At 72.0% G+C, this 18,110-nt stretch carries 13 protein-coding genes; 8 read left to right on the forward strand and 5 right to left on the reverse strand.

The window, feature by feature from the left end:
• Positions 1 to 16 precede the first annotated feature (16 nt).
• Positions 17 to 1,297, forward strand: coding sequence for an aminotransferase class I/II-fold pyridoxal phosphate-dependent enzyme (locus tag ACWGJB_RS33960; protein ID WP_453383886.1), 1,281 nt, complete (start codon positions 17 to 19; stop codon positions 1,295 to 1,297).
• A complete protein-coding gene (locus tag ACWGJB_RS33965; RefSeq protein ID WP_453383887.1) occupies positions 1,294 to 2,490 on the forward strand; it encodes an MBL fold metallo-hydrolase in 1,197 nt (398 codons plus the stop codon). The genes ACWGJB_RS33960 and ACWGJB_RS33965 overlap by 4 nt, the downstream gene beginning before the upstream one ends.
• Before the next feature lie 97 nt (positions 2,491 to 2,587).
• Here the strand turns inward: ACWGJB_RS33965 and ACWGJB_RS33970 are convergent, their stop codons facing one another.
• Positions 2,588 to 3,217: a DedA family protein gene (locus ACWGJB_RS33970; RefSeq protein ID WP_453383961.1), complete on the reverse strand. Its 630-nt coding sequence runs from the start codon at positions 3,215 to 3,217 to the stop codon at positions 2,588 to 2,590.
• A gap of 14 nt (positions 3,218 to 3,231) precedes the next feature.
• Entirely contained in the window at positions 3,232 to 4,005 is a 774-nt protein-coding gene (locus ACWGJB_RS33975) for an MBL fold metallo-hydrolase (protein ID WP_453383888.1), read from the reverse strand.
• 83 nt (positions 4,006 to 4,088) lie between these two features.
• Here ACWGJB_RS33975 and ACWGJB_RS33980 point away from each other — a divergent pair, with 83 nt between their 5' ends.
• The 6 genes from ACWGJB_RS33980 to dnaK all read left to right on the forward strand — a co-directional run bounded on the left by ACWGJB_RS33980 (position 4,089) and on the right by dnaK (position 12,183).
• Complete coding sequence (locus tag ACWGJB_RS33980) at positions 4,089 to 4,520, forward strand: hypothetical protein (RefSeq protein ID WP_453383889.1); 432 nt, start codon at positions 4,089 to 4,091, stop codon at positions 4,518 to 4,520.
• A gap of 131 nt (positions 4,521 to 4,651) precedes the next feature.
• The gene (locus tag ACWGJB_RS33985) at positions 4,652 to 6,652 is read left to right on the forward strand and encodes an alkaline phosphatase family protein (RefSeq protein WP_453383962.1); all 2,001 of its coding nucleotides are present in this window, start codon (positions 4,652 to 4,654) and stop codon (positions 6,650 to 6,652) included.
• A gap of 183 nt (positions 6,653 to 6,835) precedes the next feature.
• The gene (locus ACWGJB_RS33990) at positions 6,836 to 7,897 is read left to right on the forward strand and encodes an ATP-binding protein (protein ID WP_453383890.1); all 1,062 of its coding nucleotides are present in this window, start codon (positions 6,836 to 6,838) and stop codon (positions 7,895 to 7,897) included.
• Entirely contained in the window at positions 7,894 to 9,705 is a 1,812-nt protein-coding gene (locus ACWGJB_RS33995; protein WP_453383891.1) for a vWA domain-containing protein, read from the forward strand. The genes ACWGJB_RS33990 and ACWGJB_RS33995 overlap by 4 nt, the downstream gene beginning before the upstream one ends.
• 68 nt (positions 9,706 to 9,773) lie before the next feature.
• Complete coding sequence (locus ACWGJB_RS34000) at positions 9,774 to 10,199, forward strand: OsmC family peroxiredoxin (RefSeq protein ID WP_453383892.1); 426 nt, start codon at positions 9,774 to 9,776, stop codon at positions 10,197 to 10,199.
• A gap of 136 nt (positions 10,200 to 10,335) precedes the next feature.
• On the forward strand, positions 10,336 to 12,183 hold the full coding sequence (gene dnaK, locus ACWGJB_RS34005) for a molecular chaperone DnaK (protein ID WP_453383893.1): 1,848 nt from the start codon (positions 10,336 to 10,338) through the stop codon (positions 12,181 to 12,183).
• 55 nt (positions 12,184 to 12,238) lie between these two features.
• Here dnaK and narJ read toward each other — a convergent pair whose 3' ends face one another.
• From narJ to ACWGJB_RS34020, 3 genes are read right to left on the reverse strand one after another with little or no spacing between them, the layout of a single operon-like run.
• Complete coding sequence (gene narJ, locus ACWGJB_RS34010) at positions 12,239 to 12,733, reverse strand: nitrate reductase molybdenum cofactor assembly chaperone (RefSeq protein WP_453383894.1); 495 nt, start codon at positions 12,731 to 12,733, stop codon at positions 12,239 to 12,241.
• Positions 12,733 to 14,337 carry a nitrate reductase subunit beta gene (gene narH, locus ACWGJB_RS34015; protein WP_453383895.1) on the reverse strand — a complete coding sequence of 535 codons (1,605 nt, stop codon included), beginning with the start codon at positions 14,335 to 14,337 and terminating at the stop codon, positions 12,733 to 12,735. The genes narJ and narH overlap by 1 nt, the downstream gene beginning before the upstream one ends.
• Complete coding sequence (locus tag ACWGJB_RS34020; RefSeq protein WP_453383896.1) at positions 14,337 to 18,020, reverse strand: nitrate reductase subunit alpha; 3,684 nt, start codon at positions 18,018 to 18,020, stop codon at positions 14,337 to 14,339. Before ACWGJB_RS34020 ends, narH begins: the two co-directional genes overlap by 1 nt.
• Between the last annotated feature and the right edge of the window lie 90 nt (positions 18,021 to 18,110).

Raw genomic sequence — 18,110 nt, forward strand, 5'->3', positions numbered from 1 at the left:
CTGCGCGGAGGCGGACATGCGGCGGACGGATCCCGAGGGGCAGGGCCCGGTCCGGGACACGCCCGCGCGGGGTCACGGACCCGTCCGGTACGGGCCGCCGCTGCCCGACGACGGACTGCCCGTCCTGCCGGCACTCGCCGCCGCGCTGGCCGCCGCCGCGAGCCGGGGCGGGGAGGAGCCGGTCGGCGGGGGTCCGGCGCTGCTCGACGCGGCCCGCGGCTACTGGGAGCGCCGCGGGCTGGCCGCCCCGCGCGCTCGGGTGACCGCCGGCCCCGGCGCCCCCGCCCTCCTGCTGGCACTCACCGCCGCGCTCGGCGGCGACGTCCTGGTGCCGCGCCCCTGCGCCGCCTGGTGGGCGCCGTACGCCCGGCTCCTCGGCCGGCCCGCCTTCCACGTGGCCACCCCGGCCGAGTCCGGGGGTGTACCCGACCCCTACGCGCTCCTGGAGACCGTGCGCCGGGTCCGGAACGAGGGCGGTGACCCCCGGCTCCTGGTGCTCTCCGTCGCCGACGACCCGACCGCCACCGTCGCGCCGCCCGAACTGCTGCACGCGACCGTCGAGGCGGCCACCGGCGAGGGACTCCACCTGGTCAGCGACGAGACCTGGCGCGACACCCTGCACGCCCCGCACGCCACCGTGCTGCTCAGCCCCGCCGAGATGCTCCCGGACCGGGTCACCGTCGTCACCGACCTGGCCGGTGCTCTGCTGCCGGCCGGCTGGCCCGCAGCCGTCGCCCGGTTCCCCGAGGGCGACACCGGTACGTCCCTGCACGCGCGCGTGCTCGACGTCCTCACCGCGCTCGGCGCCCGCCTCGCCGGGCCGGTCGCGGTCGCGGCCGCCCATGCGCTCGACGAGCCCGAGCCAGTCACCACCCGCCGGGAGGCCGTCGTCCGCCTCCACGCGCGCGTGGCCGCCGCCCTGTACGCCGCGGTGGTCGACGGCGGCGGCGTGGCCCGGCCCCCACAGGCCGGCCGTCACCTGTACGCCGACCTGGAGCCCCTGCGCGCCGCGCTCGGCGGCCAGGGGGTCGGCGACGCACAGGAGTTGGAGGACTTCCTCACCGCCCGGCTCGGCATGCCCGCACCCGGCGGCCACCGCTTCGGCGACGACCTCCAGGCGCTGCGCGTCCGGCTCGCCACCGGGCCGTTGCTGGGCGGCACCGACGCGGAACGCCTGGAATGCCTCACGTCACCCACACCGTTGGAACTGCCACACGTGCAACGCGCGTTGATGTCCTTGAGGTCGGTACTCGACGATCTCCGCGACGACGCTCAGCGATGGGAGCCTCCTCGATGACGCAGCAGACGCATGAGTCAGGGTCCGCCACGACGACCGCCCCCACGACGACCGCCCCCACGACGACCGCCCCCACGACGACCGCCCCCACGACGACCGCCCCCACGACGACTGCCGACCCGACTGCCACGACGACCCGGGACGCCATCTCCACCACCCCTGCCACCCCCGTGGCCCCGACTCCCTACGCGCCGCCCTTCCCGCCGCCCGCCGAACCCCGCCCGCTGGGCGAACTCCGGTTCTGGCCGCGGACCTTCCACGACCGTCTGACCGCACCCCTGCCCGGCCTCAAGGCCATGGCCCGCTTCGCCCGCGAGGGCTCCGTCCGCCCCGGACGCGAGGGCCTCGCCGACATCCCCCGGCTGCCGTACGAGCCGGGCCCGCTGCCCCCCGTCGACACCGACACGGTCGCCGTCACCTGGGCGGGACACGCCAGTTGGGTCGTCCGGATCGGCGGTCTGACCGTCCTCACCGACCCCGTCTGGTCCCGCCGCATCATCGGCACCCCGGCCCGGGTCACCCCGGTCGGCGTCGACTGGGAGACCCTGCCGCGCGTCGACGCGGTCGTCATCAGCCACAACCACTACGACCATCTGGACGCCCCCACCCTGCGCCGTCTCCCGCGCGACACCCCGGTGTTCGTACCGGCCGGCCTGGGCCGCTGGTTCCGGCGCCGCCGCTTCACGACCGTCACCGAGCTGGACTGGTGGGAGGCGGCCGAACTGTCCGGTGTCCGTTTCGACTTCGTCCCCGCCCACCACTGGTCCAAGCGCACCCTCACCGACACCTGTCACAGCCTCTGGGGCGGCTGGGTCCTCACCGCCGCCGACGGGCAGCGCGTCTACTTCGCCGGCGACACGGGTTACGGTCACTGGTTCTCCCGCATCGGCGGCCGCTACCCCGGTATCGACCTCGCCCTGATGCCCATCGGCGCCTACGACCCCCGCTGGTGGCTCAGCGACGTCCACCTCGACCCGGAGGAGGCGGTCCGGGCGACGGCGGACCTGGGTGCGAGGCGGATGGCGCCCATGCACTGGGGCACCTTCATCCTCTCGGCAGAGCCGGTGTTGGAGCCGTTGCGGCGGGTACGGGCGGCTTGGGAGAAGGCGGGGCTGGACCGGGAGAACCTGTGGGATCTGCCGGTCGGGGGATCGAGGGTTGTGGAGCGGACTTCGCTTGACAGCGCTCGGTAACCAGGCCGCCCCGTCAGGGCGCGGTGCCGTCTCGATGTGCGGCTGCCGCCGAGTGGGCGCGACCGGCCACGACGCACCCGCGCCCCGCAACGTGCCGTCACCCGGCAGATCGAACCCGCTTCCACACACTCGGCGTCACACTGATGACCACGGTCAGCGCGACCGCCAGGACAACCCCCTCCCACGGCTCCGGGAACAACGACCCGCCCAGAATCCCGATCAACTGATAGGTCACGGCCCACGCCACGCACGCCGGCGCATTCCCCCGCGCGAACCGACGCAACGGCCACTCCGCCAGCAGACAGGCCAGCATCACCGGTATCCGCCCCGCCGGCACCATGCGCGACAGCACCAGCACCGTCACCCCGTGCCCGGCCAACTTCTCCTGCGCCTGCTCCAGCCGGTCCTCCGGCGCCCGCGCCCGGATCGCCGCCAGCCACCGCGACCCGTTCTTCGACCCCATCCCGCGCCGCCCCAGCCAGTACAGCGCCCCGTCCCCCAGGAAGGCGGCCAGCGACGCCGTCACCAGCACCAGCGCCAGCGCGAACGGCGCCGTCTGGTGAAAGGCCACCACCGCCGCCGAACTCACCAGTGCCCCCGTCGGCACCACCGGCACCAGCGCCCCGATCAGCACCAGCAGAAACAGCGTCGGATAGCCGATCGCCTGCTGCGTGGACTCGGTCGACGAGGTCGACGAGGTGGCCGCCGTGGCGCCGGCGGCCGCCATCACCAGCAGCAGTCTCACCGCGCGACCTCCAGCCGCACGCTCTCCCCGTGACCGAGCTTGTGCACCGCGACCTGCGGCGCGTATTCCGCAGCGAGGCGTACGAACTCGTCGCCCGGCGCGTGGAACTCGTGCGGGCGCACTCCGTCCATACCGATCGGCCAGTACGTCCCGTAGTGCACCGGCACAGCGCTGCGGGGTGCCAGTCGGGCCAGCGCCCGCGCCGCCCGCCCGGCGTCGAGATGCCCCTCCCCGAGGTAGGGCCCCCAGCCGCCGACCGGCAGCAGGGCCACGTCCACGGGCCCGACCGCCTCGGCCATCTCGTCGAACAGCCCGGTGTCCCCGGCGAAGTACGTGCGGGCCGCGCCCTCGACGACATACCCGAGGGCGGGGGAACGGTGCGGGCCGACCGGCAGCCGGCGCCCGTCGTGACGTGCGGGCACGACCCGCACGACCAGCGGGCCGACGGGTATCTCGTCGCCGACGCCGACCTCGGTGATGCGCAGCTGCCGGAGCCGGCGGAGCGCGGGTACCGCGCGTGGTGCGCCCCGGGGCACAAGCAGGCGCGTGCCCGGGGCGAGCCCGGCCAGCGAGGGGACGTGCAGATGGTCGGCGTGGAGGTGGGAGACGAGCGCGAGGTCCGCACGACGGGCCTCGGGCGGCGGCGGGGCGCCCCGCCGGCGACGCAGGTGCGCGAGCCGGCGCGCGAACAGAGGATCGGTGAGCAGTCGTACGCCCGAATCCTCGATCGTGCAGGTGGCGTGACCCCACCAGGTGATCTCCACCGGCACCTCTTTGCCTCCTCCGCGCGACTCCCCGAAGCCTACGTGCAGGAGTAGGGTCGGCGGCGAAACCCGGAGGTGAGGGGGACGCCATGGGACAGGTACGGGGTGCCTACGGCGGGCTCGTGCGGGTGCGGGTGACCGCCATCGCGAGTCTGACGCCCCTGGAGGAACTGGAGATCGACCCCTTCCTGGTCGACTCCCGCAGCCAGCACGCGATGTGCGCGCGCTGGGCCGTGGAGCACGGGTATGTCATCGCCCGGGAACTCCTGGTCCGCGGGCTGCGTCACGACCACAACGCCCTGTGGGCGGGTGTCCGACCCGGCCTCGACGTCTTCGTCGCACCGAGCAGACGGGTGCTGGAGAGCGCGCTGTCGTCGGTCGAGGACTTCACGGCGGAGTGCGCGAGACGCGGGGTGCGGGTGGAGACGGTGGGGCGGGCCGAGCCCTGCTACGACGCCCAGATGAAGGCGCGGGTCCACCGGAGGCTGTCGATGCCGACGGCGGGGTACGACGGGAGGTGAGCCCGCTCGCGTCCACGGCCGTGTGACAGTGTTGGCGGCGGCAGACCCGCGGCGGACGCGGGTCGCGGACGTGAGGTCGGTGGGGCGTGCGGTGGCGGCGGGTCGTCAGTCAGATCGGGCGGAGCGTCGTGGTGTGGGCGGTGTCCACCGTGACCATGCTGGTCCTCGCCCGGATCCTGCCCGACTTCCAGCTCCAGTCTGCCGACGGTGACAGCGCCACCCGTATAGCGGTGACCGCGGCCCTCGGTGCCGGTGCCTTCGGTGTGCTGTCGGCGGTCGTATGGCCCCTTCTCGTACGACTGCTGCTGCTGGTGCCCGCACTCGTCCTCGGCCTGCTGGTCTTCTTCCTCAACGGCTCCCTCCTCCTCGTCGCCCTGCGCATCAACCCCTCGGGACAGAGCGAGGCCGCCCCGGAGACCGCCGTGATCGTGGCCGCCGTGATGTCCGCCGTCGCCTCCGCCACCGGCGGTGCCCTCGCCGTCCGTGACGACGACGCCTACCGGCGCCGGCTCTCCCGCCTCGCCACCCGCCGCCGCGGTTCCCGGCCGCCCTGCCCGGCCACCCCCGGCACCGTCTTCCTCCAGCTCGACGGCGTGGGCCACGACGTTCTCACCGCCGCCGTCGCCAAGGGGCTGATGCCGACAGTCGCCGCCTGGCTGGACGACACCCACCGGCTCACCGCCTGGCGCACCGACTGGTCCAGCCAGACCGGCGCCAGTCAGCTGGGCATCCTGCACGGCTCCACCTTCGACGTCCCGGCCTTCCGCTGGTACGAGAAGGACAGCCGGGAGGTGATGGTCTGCAACCGGCCGACCAGCGCCGCCGAACTCCAGCGCCGCGCCATCGAGCGCACCGCCGACGGGGGACTGCTCACCCTGGACGGCGCCAGCCGCGGCAACCTCTTCGGCGGCGGCGCCGACGAACAGGCCCTCGTGCTGTCCATAGCGACCCGGCGCCGAGGCCGGGAGAACCGTTCCCGTGCCGGCTACTTCGCCTACTTCTCCGACCCGGCCAACGCCGTCCGCACCGCGGTCTCCTTCTTCGCCGAGGTCGGCCGCGAGCTCGGCCAGTCGGCCACGGCCCGGATGCGCAAGCAGCGGCCCCGCGTGGGGCGCGGCGGCCTCTATCCGTTCGTCCGCGCCTTCGCCACCGTCGTCGAACGGGACGTCGTCGTCGCCGCGGTCATGGGCGACCTGCTCGCCGGCCGCACCGCCGTCTACGCCGACCTGGTCGCCTACGACGAGGTCGCCCACCACTCGGGGCCGCACAGCCGCGACACCGAGAAGGTGCTGCAACGCCTGGACCGGGCCCTCGCGCTGATCGAGAAGGTCGCCGAGCACGCTCCACGGCAGTACCGGATCGTCGTCCTCTCCGACCACGGGCAGAGCCCCGGCGAGACCTTCCACTCCCGCTACGGCCTCGGCCTCGGCGACCTGGTCCGGGCCGGCTGCGGACTGCACGTGCCGCGTCGCGCCGAGCGCACCCACAGCGGTACGGAGGCGCGGGCCGCCGTCCGCGCCGCCCTGCGCAGGCCGGTCGAGGAGGGCGGCGAGAAGCACCGGCCCACCCGGCACTCGGAACCGGTCGTGCTCGCCTCCGGCAACCTCGGCCTGGTCTCCTTCCCGGACGTGCCGCACCGCATGACCAAGGAGGAGATCGACGCCCGGTACCCGGCGCTGCTCACCACCCTCGCCAACCACCCCGGCATCGGGTTCCTGCTGGTGCGCAGCGAGGAGCACGGCGGGGTGGTGCTCGGGGCGTACGGCGCGGAGATACCGCTGGACCGGCTGGACGGGCATCCGGGGCCGCTGGCCGTCTTCGGGGCGGGCGCGGCGGACGCCGTCCGGCGCACGCACTCGTTTCCGCACACCGCCGACATCATGGTGAACTCGTCGTACGACCCGGAGGGCGGCGACGTCCTCGCGTTCGAGGAGCAGATCGGGTCGCACGGGGGCCTGGGGGGCGCCCAGGGCAAGCCGTTCCTGTTGTCGCCGGTCTGCGTTTCCGCGCCGGTGGAGGAGGGCGGGGAGCTGGTGGGGGCGGAGGCCGTGCACGGGGTGCTGCGGGGGTGGCTTCGGGAGGCGGACGGGCCTCAGGTGCCGGTGCCTGCCGGCGAGGAGACGGCCGCGTAGTTCGTTCGCTGCGGGCCGGTTGGGGCTGGGCGCGCCCGCGCGGCGGAGCCGCAAATTGACACAGCCCCGCGCCCCTTGCGGGGCGCCTCGAGTCACCCGGCGGAAAATCGGCTGCGTTCCTCTCGGCCCCGGCTCACACTGTTCGAGTCGCAAACCGCTCGAACACCCCCAAGGAGCTGCTTCTTGCAGGCTGCCGTCACCGTCACCCCCGCCCGTCTCCCCGAGCTTCTCCTCGGCCTTGCCACCGTGCGGCCCGTGTTCATCTGGGGGGCGCCCGGGATCGGGAAGTCCTCGCTGGTGCGGGCGTTCGCCGAGTCGCTGGGGCTGGAGTGTGTGAGTCTGCTCGGTACGCAGCTCGCGCCCGAGGACCTGATCGGCGTTCCCCAGATCCGTGACGGGCGGTCGGTGTTCTGTCCGCCCGAGGCGATCGCCCGCGACGAGCCGTACTGCCTCTTCCTCGACGAGCTGAACGCGGCCACCCCGGATGTGCAGAAGGCGTTCTACTCGCTGATCCTGGATCGCCGGATCGGGAACTACGAGCTGCCCAAGGGGTCGATCGTGATCGGCGCCGGCAACCGGGCCACCGACAACGCCCTCGCCCGGCCCATCGCCTCCGCGCTCGTCAACCGGCTGGCCCACGTCCACCTGGCGGCCTCCGCGCACGACTGGCTCGCCTGGGCCGCGGGCAACGGCATCCACCCGTGGATCCTGGACCACCTCACCGACCGGCCCGACCATCTGTGGTCCAAGCCGCCGAAGACCGAGGAGCCGTTCTCCACCCCGCGCTCGTGGCACATGCTCTCCGACGCCCTGCACTCCTTCGGGCGCGACCTCGACGAGGAGACCCTGAAGGTCCTCGCGCACGGCACGCTCACCCCGGCCCACGCCACCGCCTTCTGCGGATACGTCAAGATCGTGCGCAGCCGGTTCGGGATCGAGGCGATCCTCAAGGGCGACGCCGGCTGGCCGCACCGGATCGAGGACCGGGACCTGCTGTACTACCTCGCCGAGTCGTTCCGCGGGCGGCTGGTCAAGGAGCTGCCCGCCGCCAAGGAGCACATGTCGGCGAACGGCCGGCAGACCGCGTACCGCGCCAAGTCGCTGCTCGTGCAGCTCGCCGAGATCTCCGTCGAGGTCGCCCAGACCGTCATCGCCTCCGACGCCGACGGCAACCCCGTGCTGCCCTCCTGGTTCCTGATCGAGGCCGCCCGGGACATGCCCCGGCTGGTGGAGGCCCGACGATGAGCCCCAGCGGCCGCAAGGACCAGAAGAAGGTACAGAAGAAGGACCCGGCCGCGGAGAACTTCGCGGCCGGGGTCGAGCTGTTGCGCGCCAACCCGGCCCTGCGGGCCGTCGAGTTCACCCTGTGCCGGCACGAGAAGTGCGAACTGGCGCCCCATGAAGGGCTGGTACGCGCCGACTCCAACGGCGTGCTGCACGCGCACGCCACCCGGCGCGCCGAACCGGCCGAGTGGGCCTGGGCGTTGGCCCACTGCACCATCCATCTCGGCTTCGGCCACCTGCCCGCCGCCACCGGGCCGCGCACCGAGCCCGACGAGTACGACCTCGCCGCCCGCTGCACCGTCGTCAACCGTTTCCTGGGGACCTTCCCGGTCGGTGAGGCACCGGACCACCTGCCCGCCTCCTACCCGGAGGGCGACGAGGACCGGCTGGCCGCCGGCTGGCGCCGCGTCGGCAGCATCCCGGCCGCCTACGAGCACGGCGGCACCAGCGGCGGCGAACCCGACCAGCTCCTCCTGCCCTGGGACAAGTGGGCCGGCCAGGTACCCGACTGGCGGGTCGCGTTCGCACACGCGCTGACCCGGACCATGTCCCGGGCGATGGACCTGGCCGGCGGCCGCCGCACCTCCATGACCGGGCCGCCGACCCCGCTGCGCCCCTGGGAACAGGCGCTGAGCTGGTTCGTTTCCTCCTATCCGCTGCTCGGCGGCATCGCGGCCGGCATCAAGCTGGTCGCGGACGCCGAGCTGGCCCGCGCCCACGACATCGCGATCGCCGCCGTCAACCCCGAGGCCGGCGAGATCTACGTCAACCCGCTGCGCACCCTGGACGGCGAGGAGTGGCGGTTCGTCCTCGCCCACGAGATGCTGCACGCCGCCCTGCGCCACGGCGACCGCCTCGGCGGCCGCGACCCCTACCTCTTCAACGTCGCCTGCGACTACGTCATCAACGGCTGGCTGGTCGAGATGCGTGTCGGCACCATGCCCGAAGGGCTGCTGTACGACCCGGAGTTGAAGGACCTTTCGGCGGAGGAGGTGTACGACCGGATCGCCGTCGACCTGCGACGGATGCGGCGCCTGGCCACCCTGCGCGGCAAGGGGCGCGGCGATGTGCTGGGCGCGCCGCTCGGGCCCCCCGGCGCCGGTGTCGACCTCGACGAGTTCTACCGCCGGGGCCTCGGCCAGGGACTCGACCTGCACCAGACGCAGGACCGCGGGTTCCTGCCCGGCGGCCTGGTCGAGGAGATCCGCGCCCTCAGCCATCCGCCGCTGCCCTGGGATGCCCAACTGGCCCGATGGTTCGACGAGTTCGTGCCCCGACCGGAAGCCGTACGGTCGTACGCCCGGCCCTCCCGCCGGCAGTCGTCCACCCCGGACATTCCGCGCGCCGGCCGCTACTTCCCGCCCGAGGAGGTCGCCCGCTGCACCTTCGGCGTGGTCCTGGACACCTCCGGCTCCATGGACCGCACCCTGCTCGGCAAGGCCCTCGGAGCGATCGCCTCCTACGCCGAGGCCCGGGACGTACCGGCGGCCCGCGTGGTCTTCTGCGACGCCGCCCCGCACGACGCCGGGTACCTGCCGACGACCGAGATCGCCGGACGGGTCCGGGTGCACGGCCGCGGCGGTACCGTCCTCCAACCCGGGATCGACCTATTGCAGCGCGCGGACGACTTCCCGCCGACCGCACCGGTCCTGGTGATCACCGACGGCTGGTGCGACGTGCTGCGGGTGCGGCGCGAGCACGCGTACCTCGTCCCCGACGGCCGTCGCCTGCCGTTCACTCCCCGTGGGCCGGTCTTCCGCGTGCGGTGAGCCGGGATGTGATCGGATGGAGGCAGCGAAACCGGTTCTTTCGCCTTCACACGCTGAAAGGAACAACCATGGCCGTCACGCGCATCGCGCACACCGTCTGGGAGGGCAACCTCCTTGAGGGCAACGGTGTCATCAGCTTCGACTCTTCCGGTATCGGCGACCAGCCGGTCACGTGGGCCTCGCGGTCCCAGGAGTCGAACGGCAAGACCAGCCCCGAGGAGCTGATCGCGGCCGCCCACTCCAGCTGCTTCTCCATGGCTCTCTCGCACGCCCTGGCCGGGGCCGGCACCCCGCCCACCAGGCTGGTGACCACCGCCGACGTCAAGTTCCAGCCGGGTGAGGGCATCACCGGGATCCACCTGACCGTCGAGGGCACGGTGCCCGGCCTGGACGAGGCCGGCTTCGCCGCCGCCGCCGAGGACGCCAAGAAGAACTGCCCGGTCAGCCAGGCACTGGCCGGCACCACCATCACCCTGGACGCGAAGCTCGCCTGATCGTCGTGCCCCTTCGGATGCCGCGTCCCCGTCCTGGGGCGCGGCATCGCCGTTTACGGGGTCCCCGGCATTGACAACGGCCCGCTCAAGTTTTGTGCTGGAGTCGGGGAAGTGCCCTGGGCGGAAGGGGACGGACATGACACGTGCGGTCGGGATCGACCTAGGTACGACGAACTCGGTGGTGGCCGTCCTGGAGGGCGGCGAGCCCACCGTCGTCGCCAACGCCGAGGGGGCGCGCACCACCCCGTCGGTGGTGGCCTTCGCGAAGAACGGCGATGTGCTGGTCGGCGAGGTCGCCAAGCGGCAGGCGGTGACCAACGTGGACCGCACCGCGCGCTCGGTGAAGCGGCACATGGGCGACGGCGCCTGGCGGTTTCCGGAGAGCGGGAGCGTGGACGGCACGCGGTACCGGGCCCAGGAGCTGTCGGCGCGGGTGCTGCAGAAGCTGAAGCGGGACACCGAGGCGTACCTCGGTGAGGACGTCACCGACGCGGTGATCACCGTGCCGGCGTACTTCGACGACTCCCAGCGGCAGGCCACCAAGGAGGCCGGGGAGATCGCCGGTCTGAAGGTGCTGCGGATCATCAACGAGCCGACGGCCGCGGCGCTGGCCTACGGTCTCGACCGGGGCGAGGAGCAGACGGTCCTCGTCTTCGACCTCGGCGGCGGCACCTTCGACGTCTCCCTCCTTGAGATCGGCGACGGTGTGATCGAGGTCAAGGCCACCAACGGCGACACGCATCTGGGCGGCGACGACTGGGACCAGCGGGTCGTCGAACATCTCGTGAAGCGGTTCAAGGGGCAGTACGGCATTGATCTGAGCAACGACAAGATGGCGGTGCAGCGGCTGCGCGAGGGCGCCGAGAAGGCGAAGATCGAGCTGTCGTCGTCGACGGAGACGTCGATCAACCTGCCGTACATCACGGCCTCCGCCGAGGGTCCGTTGCACCTGGAGGAGAAGCTGACGCGGGCTCAGTTCCAGGAGCTGACCGCGGACTTGCTGGACCGTTGCAAGAAGCCGTTCCACCAGGCCGTCAAGGACGCGAGCGTGCAGCTGTCCGCGATCGACCACGTCATCCTGGTCGGCGGCTCGACGCGGATGCCCGCCGTCACCGACCTGGTCAAGGAACTCACCGGCAAGGACCCGCACAAGGGCGTCAACCCGGACGAGGTGGTGGCGGTCGGTGCCGCCCTCCAGGCGGGCGTGATCCGCGGTGACGTGAAGGACGTTCTGCTCCTCGACGTCACCCCGCTGTCCCTGGGCATCGAGACCAAGGGCGGCATCATGACCAAGCTCATCGAGCGCAACACCACGATCCCGACCCGGCGTGCGGAGATCTTCACGACCGCCACCGACAACCAGCCCTCGGTGGGGATCCAGGTCTACCAGGGCGAACGGGAGATCGCCGCGTACAACAAGAAGCTCGGTGTCTTCGACCTCACCGGCCTGCCGCCGGCACCGCGTGGCGTCCCGCAGATCGAGGTCGCCTTCGACATCGACGCGAACGGGATCATGCACGTCTCGGCGAAGGACCTGGCGACCGGCCGCGAGCAGAAGATGACCGTGACCGGCGGCTCCGCGCTCCCCAAGGACGACATCGACCGCATGATGCGGGAGGCCGAGCAGTACGCCGAGGAGGACCGCAAACGCCGCGAGGCCGCCGAGACCCGCAACCAGGCCGAGCAACTCGTCTACCAGACGGAGAAGTTCATACGCGAGAACGAGGACCGCGTACCGGCCGACACGAAGACCGACGTGGAATCGGCGATCACCGAACTGAAGGCACTGCTGGACCAGAACGCCGACACCGCGGAGCTGCGCCAGGGCGTTGAGAAACTGGCGACCGTCAGCCAGCGCATGGGCCAGGCCATGTACGCGTCCGCCTCCGGCGGTTCGGCCGAAGAACAGCGCCCGCCCGAGGCCGACGAAGAGGGAGTGGTGGACGCGGAGATCGTGGACGACGAGAGGGGTGCGGCTGGGTGAGGCACCGGAATCCGACGTCGTGGCTGGTCGCCGTTGCGGCGGAGAGGGAGAATGCTCACGGGCGCGCTCCGGTGCGTGCGGTCGGCAGGGCCGCACAGACCGCGTCCAGCACGCACGCGTACGGAGTGCCGAAATCGGTGAGCCTGCAGCGGAGTTCCGACAGGCAGTCACGGTGCTCGGTGAGCAGGTCCGTGTTGCCGGTGCGCGCCGTGAACTCCAGGACGGCGGGCAGGAAGTCCGGCAGCTCCTCGCCGGTGAACTCCATGCCGTACGCCTGGTAGACCTCCTTGAAGCGGACCAGGGACATGCCCCGGCGGCGGGTGTCGCCGTCGTGCCACCAACTGAGATAGAGGCTGTGCCGGTTCTTGAAGTCGAAGACCTGCACATAGTGCGCGGCCAGCTCCTGCGGTGGGGTCACCGCGGCGTGGTCGGTGAACTCCCGCAGCTGCGGGGCTGCTTCACGCAGCAGCGGCAGCCGGGCGACGAAGTCGTCGTCCGGGTAGGTGAGGCAGAGCGCCGCCGCCTGGTAGAACACCGCGTCCGTGGACATCAGGTCTCCTTCGCCTCGTCCGGGGTGTCGGCGGTCTGCCGTCTGCGCAGCAGGTGGAAGTTGTCCACCGACACCAGGGGGAGCAGTTTTCGGCCCGAGTCCTGGCCGAAGGGCCCGTCGCCGCCCATGCCGGGGCCGCCGTCGTAGTCGAGGCTGCACCCTTCCGGGAGCGCGGACTCCTCCAGCCGGCGGGCGTCGCCGACCGCCGCGGTCGGGATCACATACCGGTCCTCGTACTTGGCGATCGCCAGCAGCCGGTACATCGTCTCGATCTCCGCCGCGGTCATCCCCACCGCGGTGGCGATCCCCGCGTCCGGCTCCTCGCCGAGGTTGAGCGCCCGCATGTGGGAGCGCATGGCGGCCAGCTTCTCCAGGGACGCCCGCACCGGTGCGGTGTCGCCCGCCGCGAACAGCTCGGCCAGGTAGGCGAGGGGGATGCGCAGGGTGTCGATCGCCCCGAAGAGGTTCTGGGCGTCCTCGCCGTCGTGGCCCGTCTCGGACAGCGCGTCCACGACGGGGGACAGGGGCGGGATGTACCAGACCATCGGCATGGTGCGGTACTCCGGATGCAGGGGCAGCGCCACCCGGTAGGTGTGGATCAGCCGGTACACGGGGGAGCGGCGCGCCGCCTCCAGCCAGTCGTACGGGATGCCCGCCTCCTCGCAGGCCCGCCGCACCGCCGGATCCTCCGGATCGAGGAAGACACCCAACTGGGCCTCGTACAGCGCCTTCTCGTCCTTGGTCCCGGCCGCCGCGGTCACCCGGTCGGCGTCGTAGAGGATCACCCCGAGATAGCGCAGCCGGCCCACGCAGGTCTCCGAGCAGACCGTCGGCTGCCCCACCTCCAGGCGCGTAGAGCACAGGGTGCACTTCTCGGCCTTGCCGGTGGCGTGGTTGAAGTAGACCTTCTTGTACGGGCATCCGGTCACGCACATCCGCCGGCCCCGGCACCGGTCCTGGTCGACGAGCACGATGCCGTCCTCGGCCCGCTTGTACATCGCGCCGGACGGGCAGGAGGCCACGCAGGACGGGTTGAGGCAGTGCTCGCAGATGCGCGGCAGGTAGAACATGAACGCCTGCTCGAACTCGAACCTGACCTTGTCCGAGGCCTGCCGGCGGGTGCGCTCGACCATCGGGTCCAGGTCGCCGTAGGCGGGGGCGCCGGCCACGTCGTCGTCCCGGTTCGACGACCACTCGATCTTCATCGGCTTGCCGTCGAGCTGGGAGACCGGACGGGCGACGGGGTAGTCGTCGCCGAGCGGTGCGTCGGTGAGGTTCTGGTAGTCGTACGTCCAGGGCTCGTGGTAGTCCTTGATCTCCGGTTGTCTGGGGTTGGAGAAGATCCCGGCGAGCTTGTGCAGCCGGCCGCCCGCCTTGAGCTTCAGCGCGCCCCGCCGGTTCAGCTCCCAGCCGCCGCGCCAGGTCTCCTGGTCCTCGTAACGGCGTGGATAGCCCGGGCCGGGCCGGGTCTCGACGTTGTTGAACCAGACGTGTTCCATGCCCCGCCGGTTGGTCCACGCCTGCTTGCAGGTGACCGAACAGGTCTGACAGCCGATGCACTTGTCGAGGTTCATGACCATCGCGATCTGGGCCATGGGACGCATCAGTACTCGACCTCCTGGCCGCGACGGCGGATCACCGTGACCTCGTCGCGCTGGATGCCCGTCGGGCCCAGGTAGTCGAAGGCCCACGAGAGCTGCGCGTAGCCGCCGATCAGATGGGACGGCTTGAGGATCACCCGGGTGAGCGTGTTGTGGATGCCGCCGCGTCTGCCGGTGGTCTCGGTCTTCGGGACGGCGACCGTGCGTTCCTGCGCGTGGCGCATGTGGACCGTGCCGGGCGGCATCCGGTGCGAGACGACCGCACGGGCCACGACCACGCCGTTGCGGTTGACCGCCTCGACCCACTCGTTGTCCTGCACCCCGATCGCCTCCGCGTCCTGCGGGGACAACCAGATGTTCTGGCCGCCCCGGGAGAGCGCGAGCATGAACAGGTTGTCCTGGTACTCGGAGTGGATCGACCACTTGTCGTGCGGGGTGAGGTGACGGACCGTCACCTCCCGCTGCCCGTCCGGGCCGAGGCGCGGCTCGCCGAAGAGCCGGTGCATGTCCAGCGGCGGCCGGTAGACCGGGAGCGCCTCGCCCAGTTCGTGGATCCAGTCGTGGTCGAGGAAGAAGTGCTGGCGGCCGGTGAGCGTGTGCCAGGGCTTGAGGTGCTCGGTGTTGAGGGTGAACGCGGTGTAGCGGCGGCCGCCGGACTCGCTGCCCGACCACTCCGGAGAGGTGATCACCGGGACCGGCGCCGCCTGGGTGTCGGCGTAGGTGACTCGCCTGCCCTCGTGCTCGGCGGCCAGGTGGGCCATCTCCTGCCCGGTGCGCTGCTCCAGGGTGCGGAAACCCTGGGTGGCGAGACGGCCGTTGGTGGTGCCGGACAGCGCCAGGATGGTGTTCGCCGCCTTGATCGCCGTGTCGAGGGAGGGGCGGCCCTGGTAGCCGGTGCCGTTCAACCTCCGTAGCTGTTCCACTTCTTGGTCCGGCGTGAGGACGATGCCTTCGGCGGGCAGGCCCAGTTGCTCCACCAGGGGGCCAAGTGCCGCGAACTTGGCGCCGACCGCCGTGTAGTCCCGTTCGACCACGACCAGGTTCGGCATGGTCTGCCCGGGCACCGGCTCGCACTCCCCGCGCTTCCAGTCCCGCACCACCCCGCCCGGCTGGGCGATCTTGCCCGGGGTGTCGTGCTGGAGCGGAACGGCCACCAGGTCGCTGCGCACCCCGAGACGGCCCACGGCCAGCTCGCTCAGCCGCTCCGCCAGTGCCTTGAAGGTGTCGAAGTCGGTGCGCGCCTGCCAGGGCGGGTCCACGGCCGGGGTGAAGGAGTGCACATAGGGGTGCATGTCGGTCGACGACAGGTCGTGCTTCTCGTACCAGGTGGCGGCCGGCAGCACGACGTCCGACAGCAGGGTGGACGAGGTCGGCCGGAAGTCCAGCGAGAGCAGCAGGTCCAGCTTGCCCTCGGGTGCCTCCTCCCGCCAGGTCACGTCACGGGGCCGCTCGCCCGGGGCCGCCTCCTCGGCGCGCAGCGAGGAGTGCGTGCCCAGCAGGTGCTTGGTGAAGTACTCGGCGCCCTTCGCCGAGGAGCCCAGCAGGTTCGCCCGCCAAAGGGTGAGAACCCGCGGCCAGTTCTCCGGGGCGTCCGGGTCCTCGCACGCGAACTTCAAGGTTCCCGCGCGGAGTTCCGCCACCGCCTTGGCCACCGGATCGCCGAACACGCCGCCCAGCTCGAGGGGGTTGCGGTCGAAGGTCGGGTACGACGGCATCCAGCCCGAACGGGCCGACAACGCCAGGCAGTCCGCGCCCGTCATCCCGGCGAACCTGCCCTCACCGAGCGGCGAGGCCAGCACGTCGACGCCGAAACGGTCGTAGCGCCACTGGTCGGTGTTGAGGAACCAGTAGGCCGTGCCGATCATCTGGCGTGGTGGCCGGGACCAGTCGGCGGCGGAGGCCAGAGTGGCCCAGCCGGTGACCGGGCGGCACTTCTCCTGGCCGGCGTAGTGCGCCCAGCCGCCGCCGTTGCGGCCCTGGCAGCCGGTGAGCTGGAGCAGGGCCAGGAAGGTTCGGTAGATGGTCTCGGAGTGGATCCAGTGGTTGGTGCCCGCGCCCATCAGGATCATGCAGCGGCCCTTGGAACGCTCCGCGGTCCGCGCGAACTCCCGTGCGATCTTCACGCACTTGGCGGCCGGGACCGAGGTGTGCCGCTCCTGCCAGGCGGGGGTGCCCGGGGAGCGCGCGTCCTCGTAGCTCGCGGGCCAGCTCCCTGGCAGACCGTGCCGCCACACCCCGTACTGCGCCACCAGCAGGTCGAACACCGTCGTCACGAGCGGGCCGTCCGCGCCGCCCAGCCGGGTCGCCGGCACCCCGCGCCGCAGCACCTCCCCGTGGCCCTGCCCGTGCTCGCCGCCGTCCGTGTCGAAGCGCGGGAGCAGCACCTCGACCGGGCTCGCGACCTCAGTGCCGTACAGGCTCAACCGCGGCTCGATGTCGCCGAGTTCGAGGTTCCAGAGGCCCTTGCCCGTGACGGTCCAGCGAAAGCCCAGGGAGCCGTTGGGGACGACGGCGCGGCCGGACGCCGCGTCCAGGACGACCGTCTTCCACTCGGCGCCCTCGCCCTGCTGCCCGAGGTCGGTGGCGCGCAGGAACTTGCCGGGCACGTACGCGCCGTCCCGTTCGGTGAGCGCGACCAGGAAGGGCAGGTCGGTGAACTTCCGTACGTAGTCGGTGAAGAACGGGGTCTCCCGGTCGACGAAGAACTCCTTCAGGACGACGTGGCCCATCGCGAGGGCCAGGGCGCCGTCCGTCCCCGGGTGCGGGTGCAGCCACTCGTCGGCGAACCTGGCGTTGTCCGCGTCGTCCGGGGCGACCACCACCACCTTCTGGCCCCGGTACCGGGCCTCCGCCATCCAGCGGGCGTGCGGGGTGCGGGCCACCGGGACGTTCGAGCCCCGCATCATCAGATAGGCCGCGTCCCACCAGTCGCCCGACTCCGGTACGTCCGTCTGGTCGCCGAAGACCTGCGGCGAGGCCACCGGGAGGTCGGCGTACCAGTCGTAGAACGACAGCATCGGGGCGCCGATGAGGGAGTGGTAGCGGACACCGGCCGCGTGGGACACCATCGACATCGCCGGGATGGGGGAGAAGCCGGCGATCCGGTCCGGGCCGTAGGCCGCGATGGTGTGCACCTGGGCGGCGGCGACGATCTCCACCGCCTCGTCCCAAGTGGCCCGCACCAGAGCGCCCTTGCCGCGCGCACGCTGGTAACGGCGGCGCCGCTCGGGGTCGTTCTGGATGTCCGCCCAGGCGGCCACCGGATCCCGCAGCCGGCTCTTCGCCTCCCGGTACATCTCCAGCAGCACGCCCCGGACATACGGATACCGCACCCGGGTCGGCGAGTACGTGTACCAGGAGAACGCGGCGCCGTGCGGGCAGCCGCGGGGCTCGTACTCGGGGCGGTCGGGGCCGACCGACGGGTAGTCCGTCTCCTGGGTCTCCCCGGTGATGATCCCGTCCTTGACGTACACCTTCCAGCGGCAGAAGCCGGTGCAGTTCACGCCGTGCGCGGAGCGCACCACCTTGTCGTGGCTCCAGCGGTCCCGGTAGAAGGCGTCCGCCTCCCGGCCGCCGGTCAGGGCCACGCTGTGCAGATCGGGCGCGGGCGTGCCGGGGCGGAAGAACCGGGCGGCACCGAGCAGCGCCACACCGGGCTCCCTGGGAGGTGTCTGCGTGTCGGTCACCTGCGCTCCCTTGCTCACCCTTCGCTTCGACGCTAGGGGCGGGCACGGGAACGCACCTGTCCAGACGATCCGAACGGGTCACCCGGCCGA

Source organism: Streptomyces sp. NPDC054813 (assembly GCF_053611365.1).

Coding starts and splice junctions, on each gene's coding strand:
- ACWGJB_RS33970 (WP_453383961.1), bottom strand. CDS start 3,217: ATGGCGGCCGCCGGCGCCACGGCGGCCACCTCGTCGACCTCGTCGACC.
- ACWGJB_RS33980 (WP_453383889.1), top strand. CDS start 4,089: ATGGGACAGGTACGGGGTGCCTACGGCGGGCTCGTGCGGGTGCGGGTG.
- dnaK (WP_453383893.1), top strand. CDS start 10,336: ATGACACGTGCGGTCGGGATCGACCTAGGTACGACGAACTCGGTGGTG.
- narJ (WP_453383894.1), bottom strand. CDS start 12,733: ATGTCCACGGACGCGGTGTTCTACCAGGCGGCGGCGCTCTGCCTCACC.
- ACWGJB_RS34000 (WP_453383892.1), top strand. CDS start 9,774: ATGGCCGTCACGCGCATCGCGCACACCGTCTGGGAGGGCAACCTCCTT.
- ACWGJB_RS33960 (WP_453383886.1), top strand. CDS start 17: ATGCGGCGGACGGATCCCGAGGGGCAGGGCCCGGTCCGGGACACGCCC.
- ACWGJB_RS33965 (WP_453383887.1), top strand. CDS start 1,294: ATGACGCAGCAGACGCATGAGTCAGGGTCCGCCACGACGACCGCCCCC.
- narH (WP_453383895.1), bottom strand. CDS start 14,337: ATGCGTCCCATGGCCCAGATCGCGATGGTCATGAACCTCGACAAGTGC.
- ACWGJB_RS33995 (WP_453383891.1), top strand. CDS start 7,894: ATGAGCCCCAGCGGCCGCAAGGACCAGAAGAAGGTACAGAAGAAGGAC.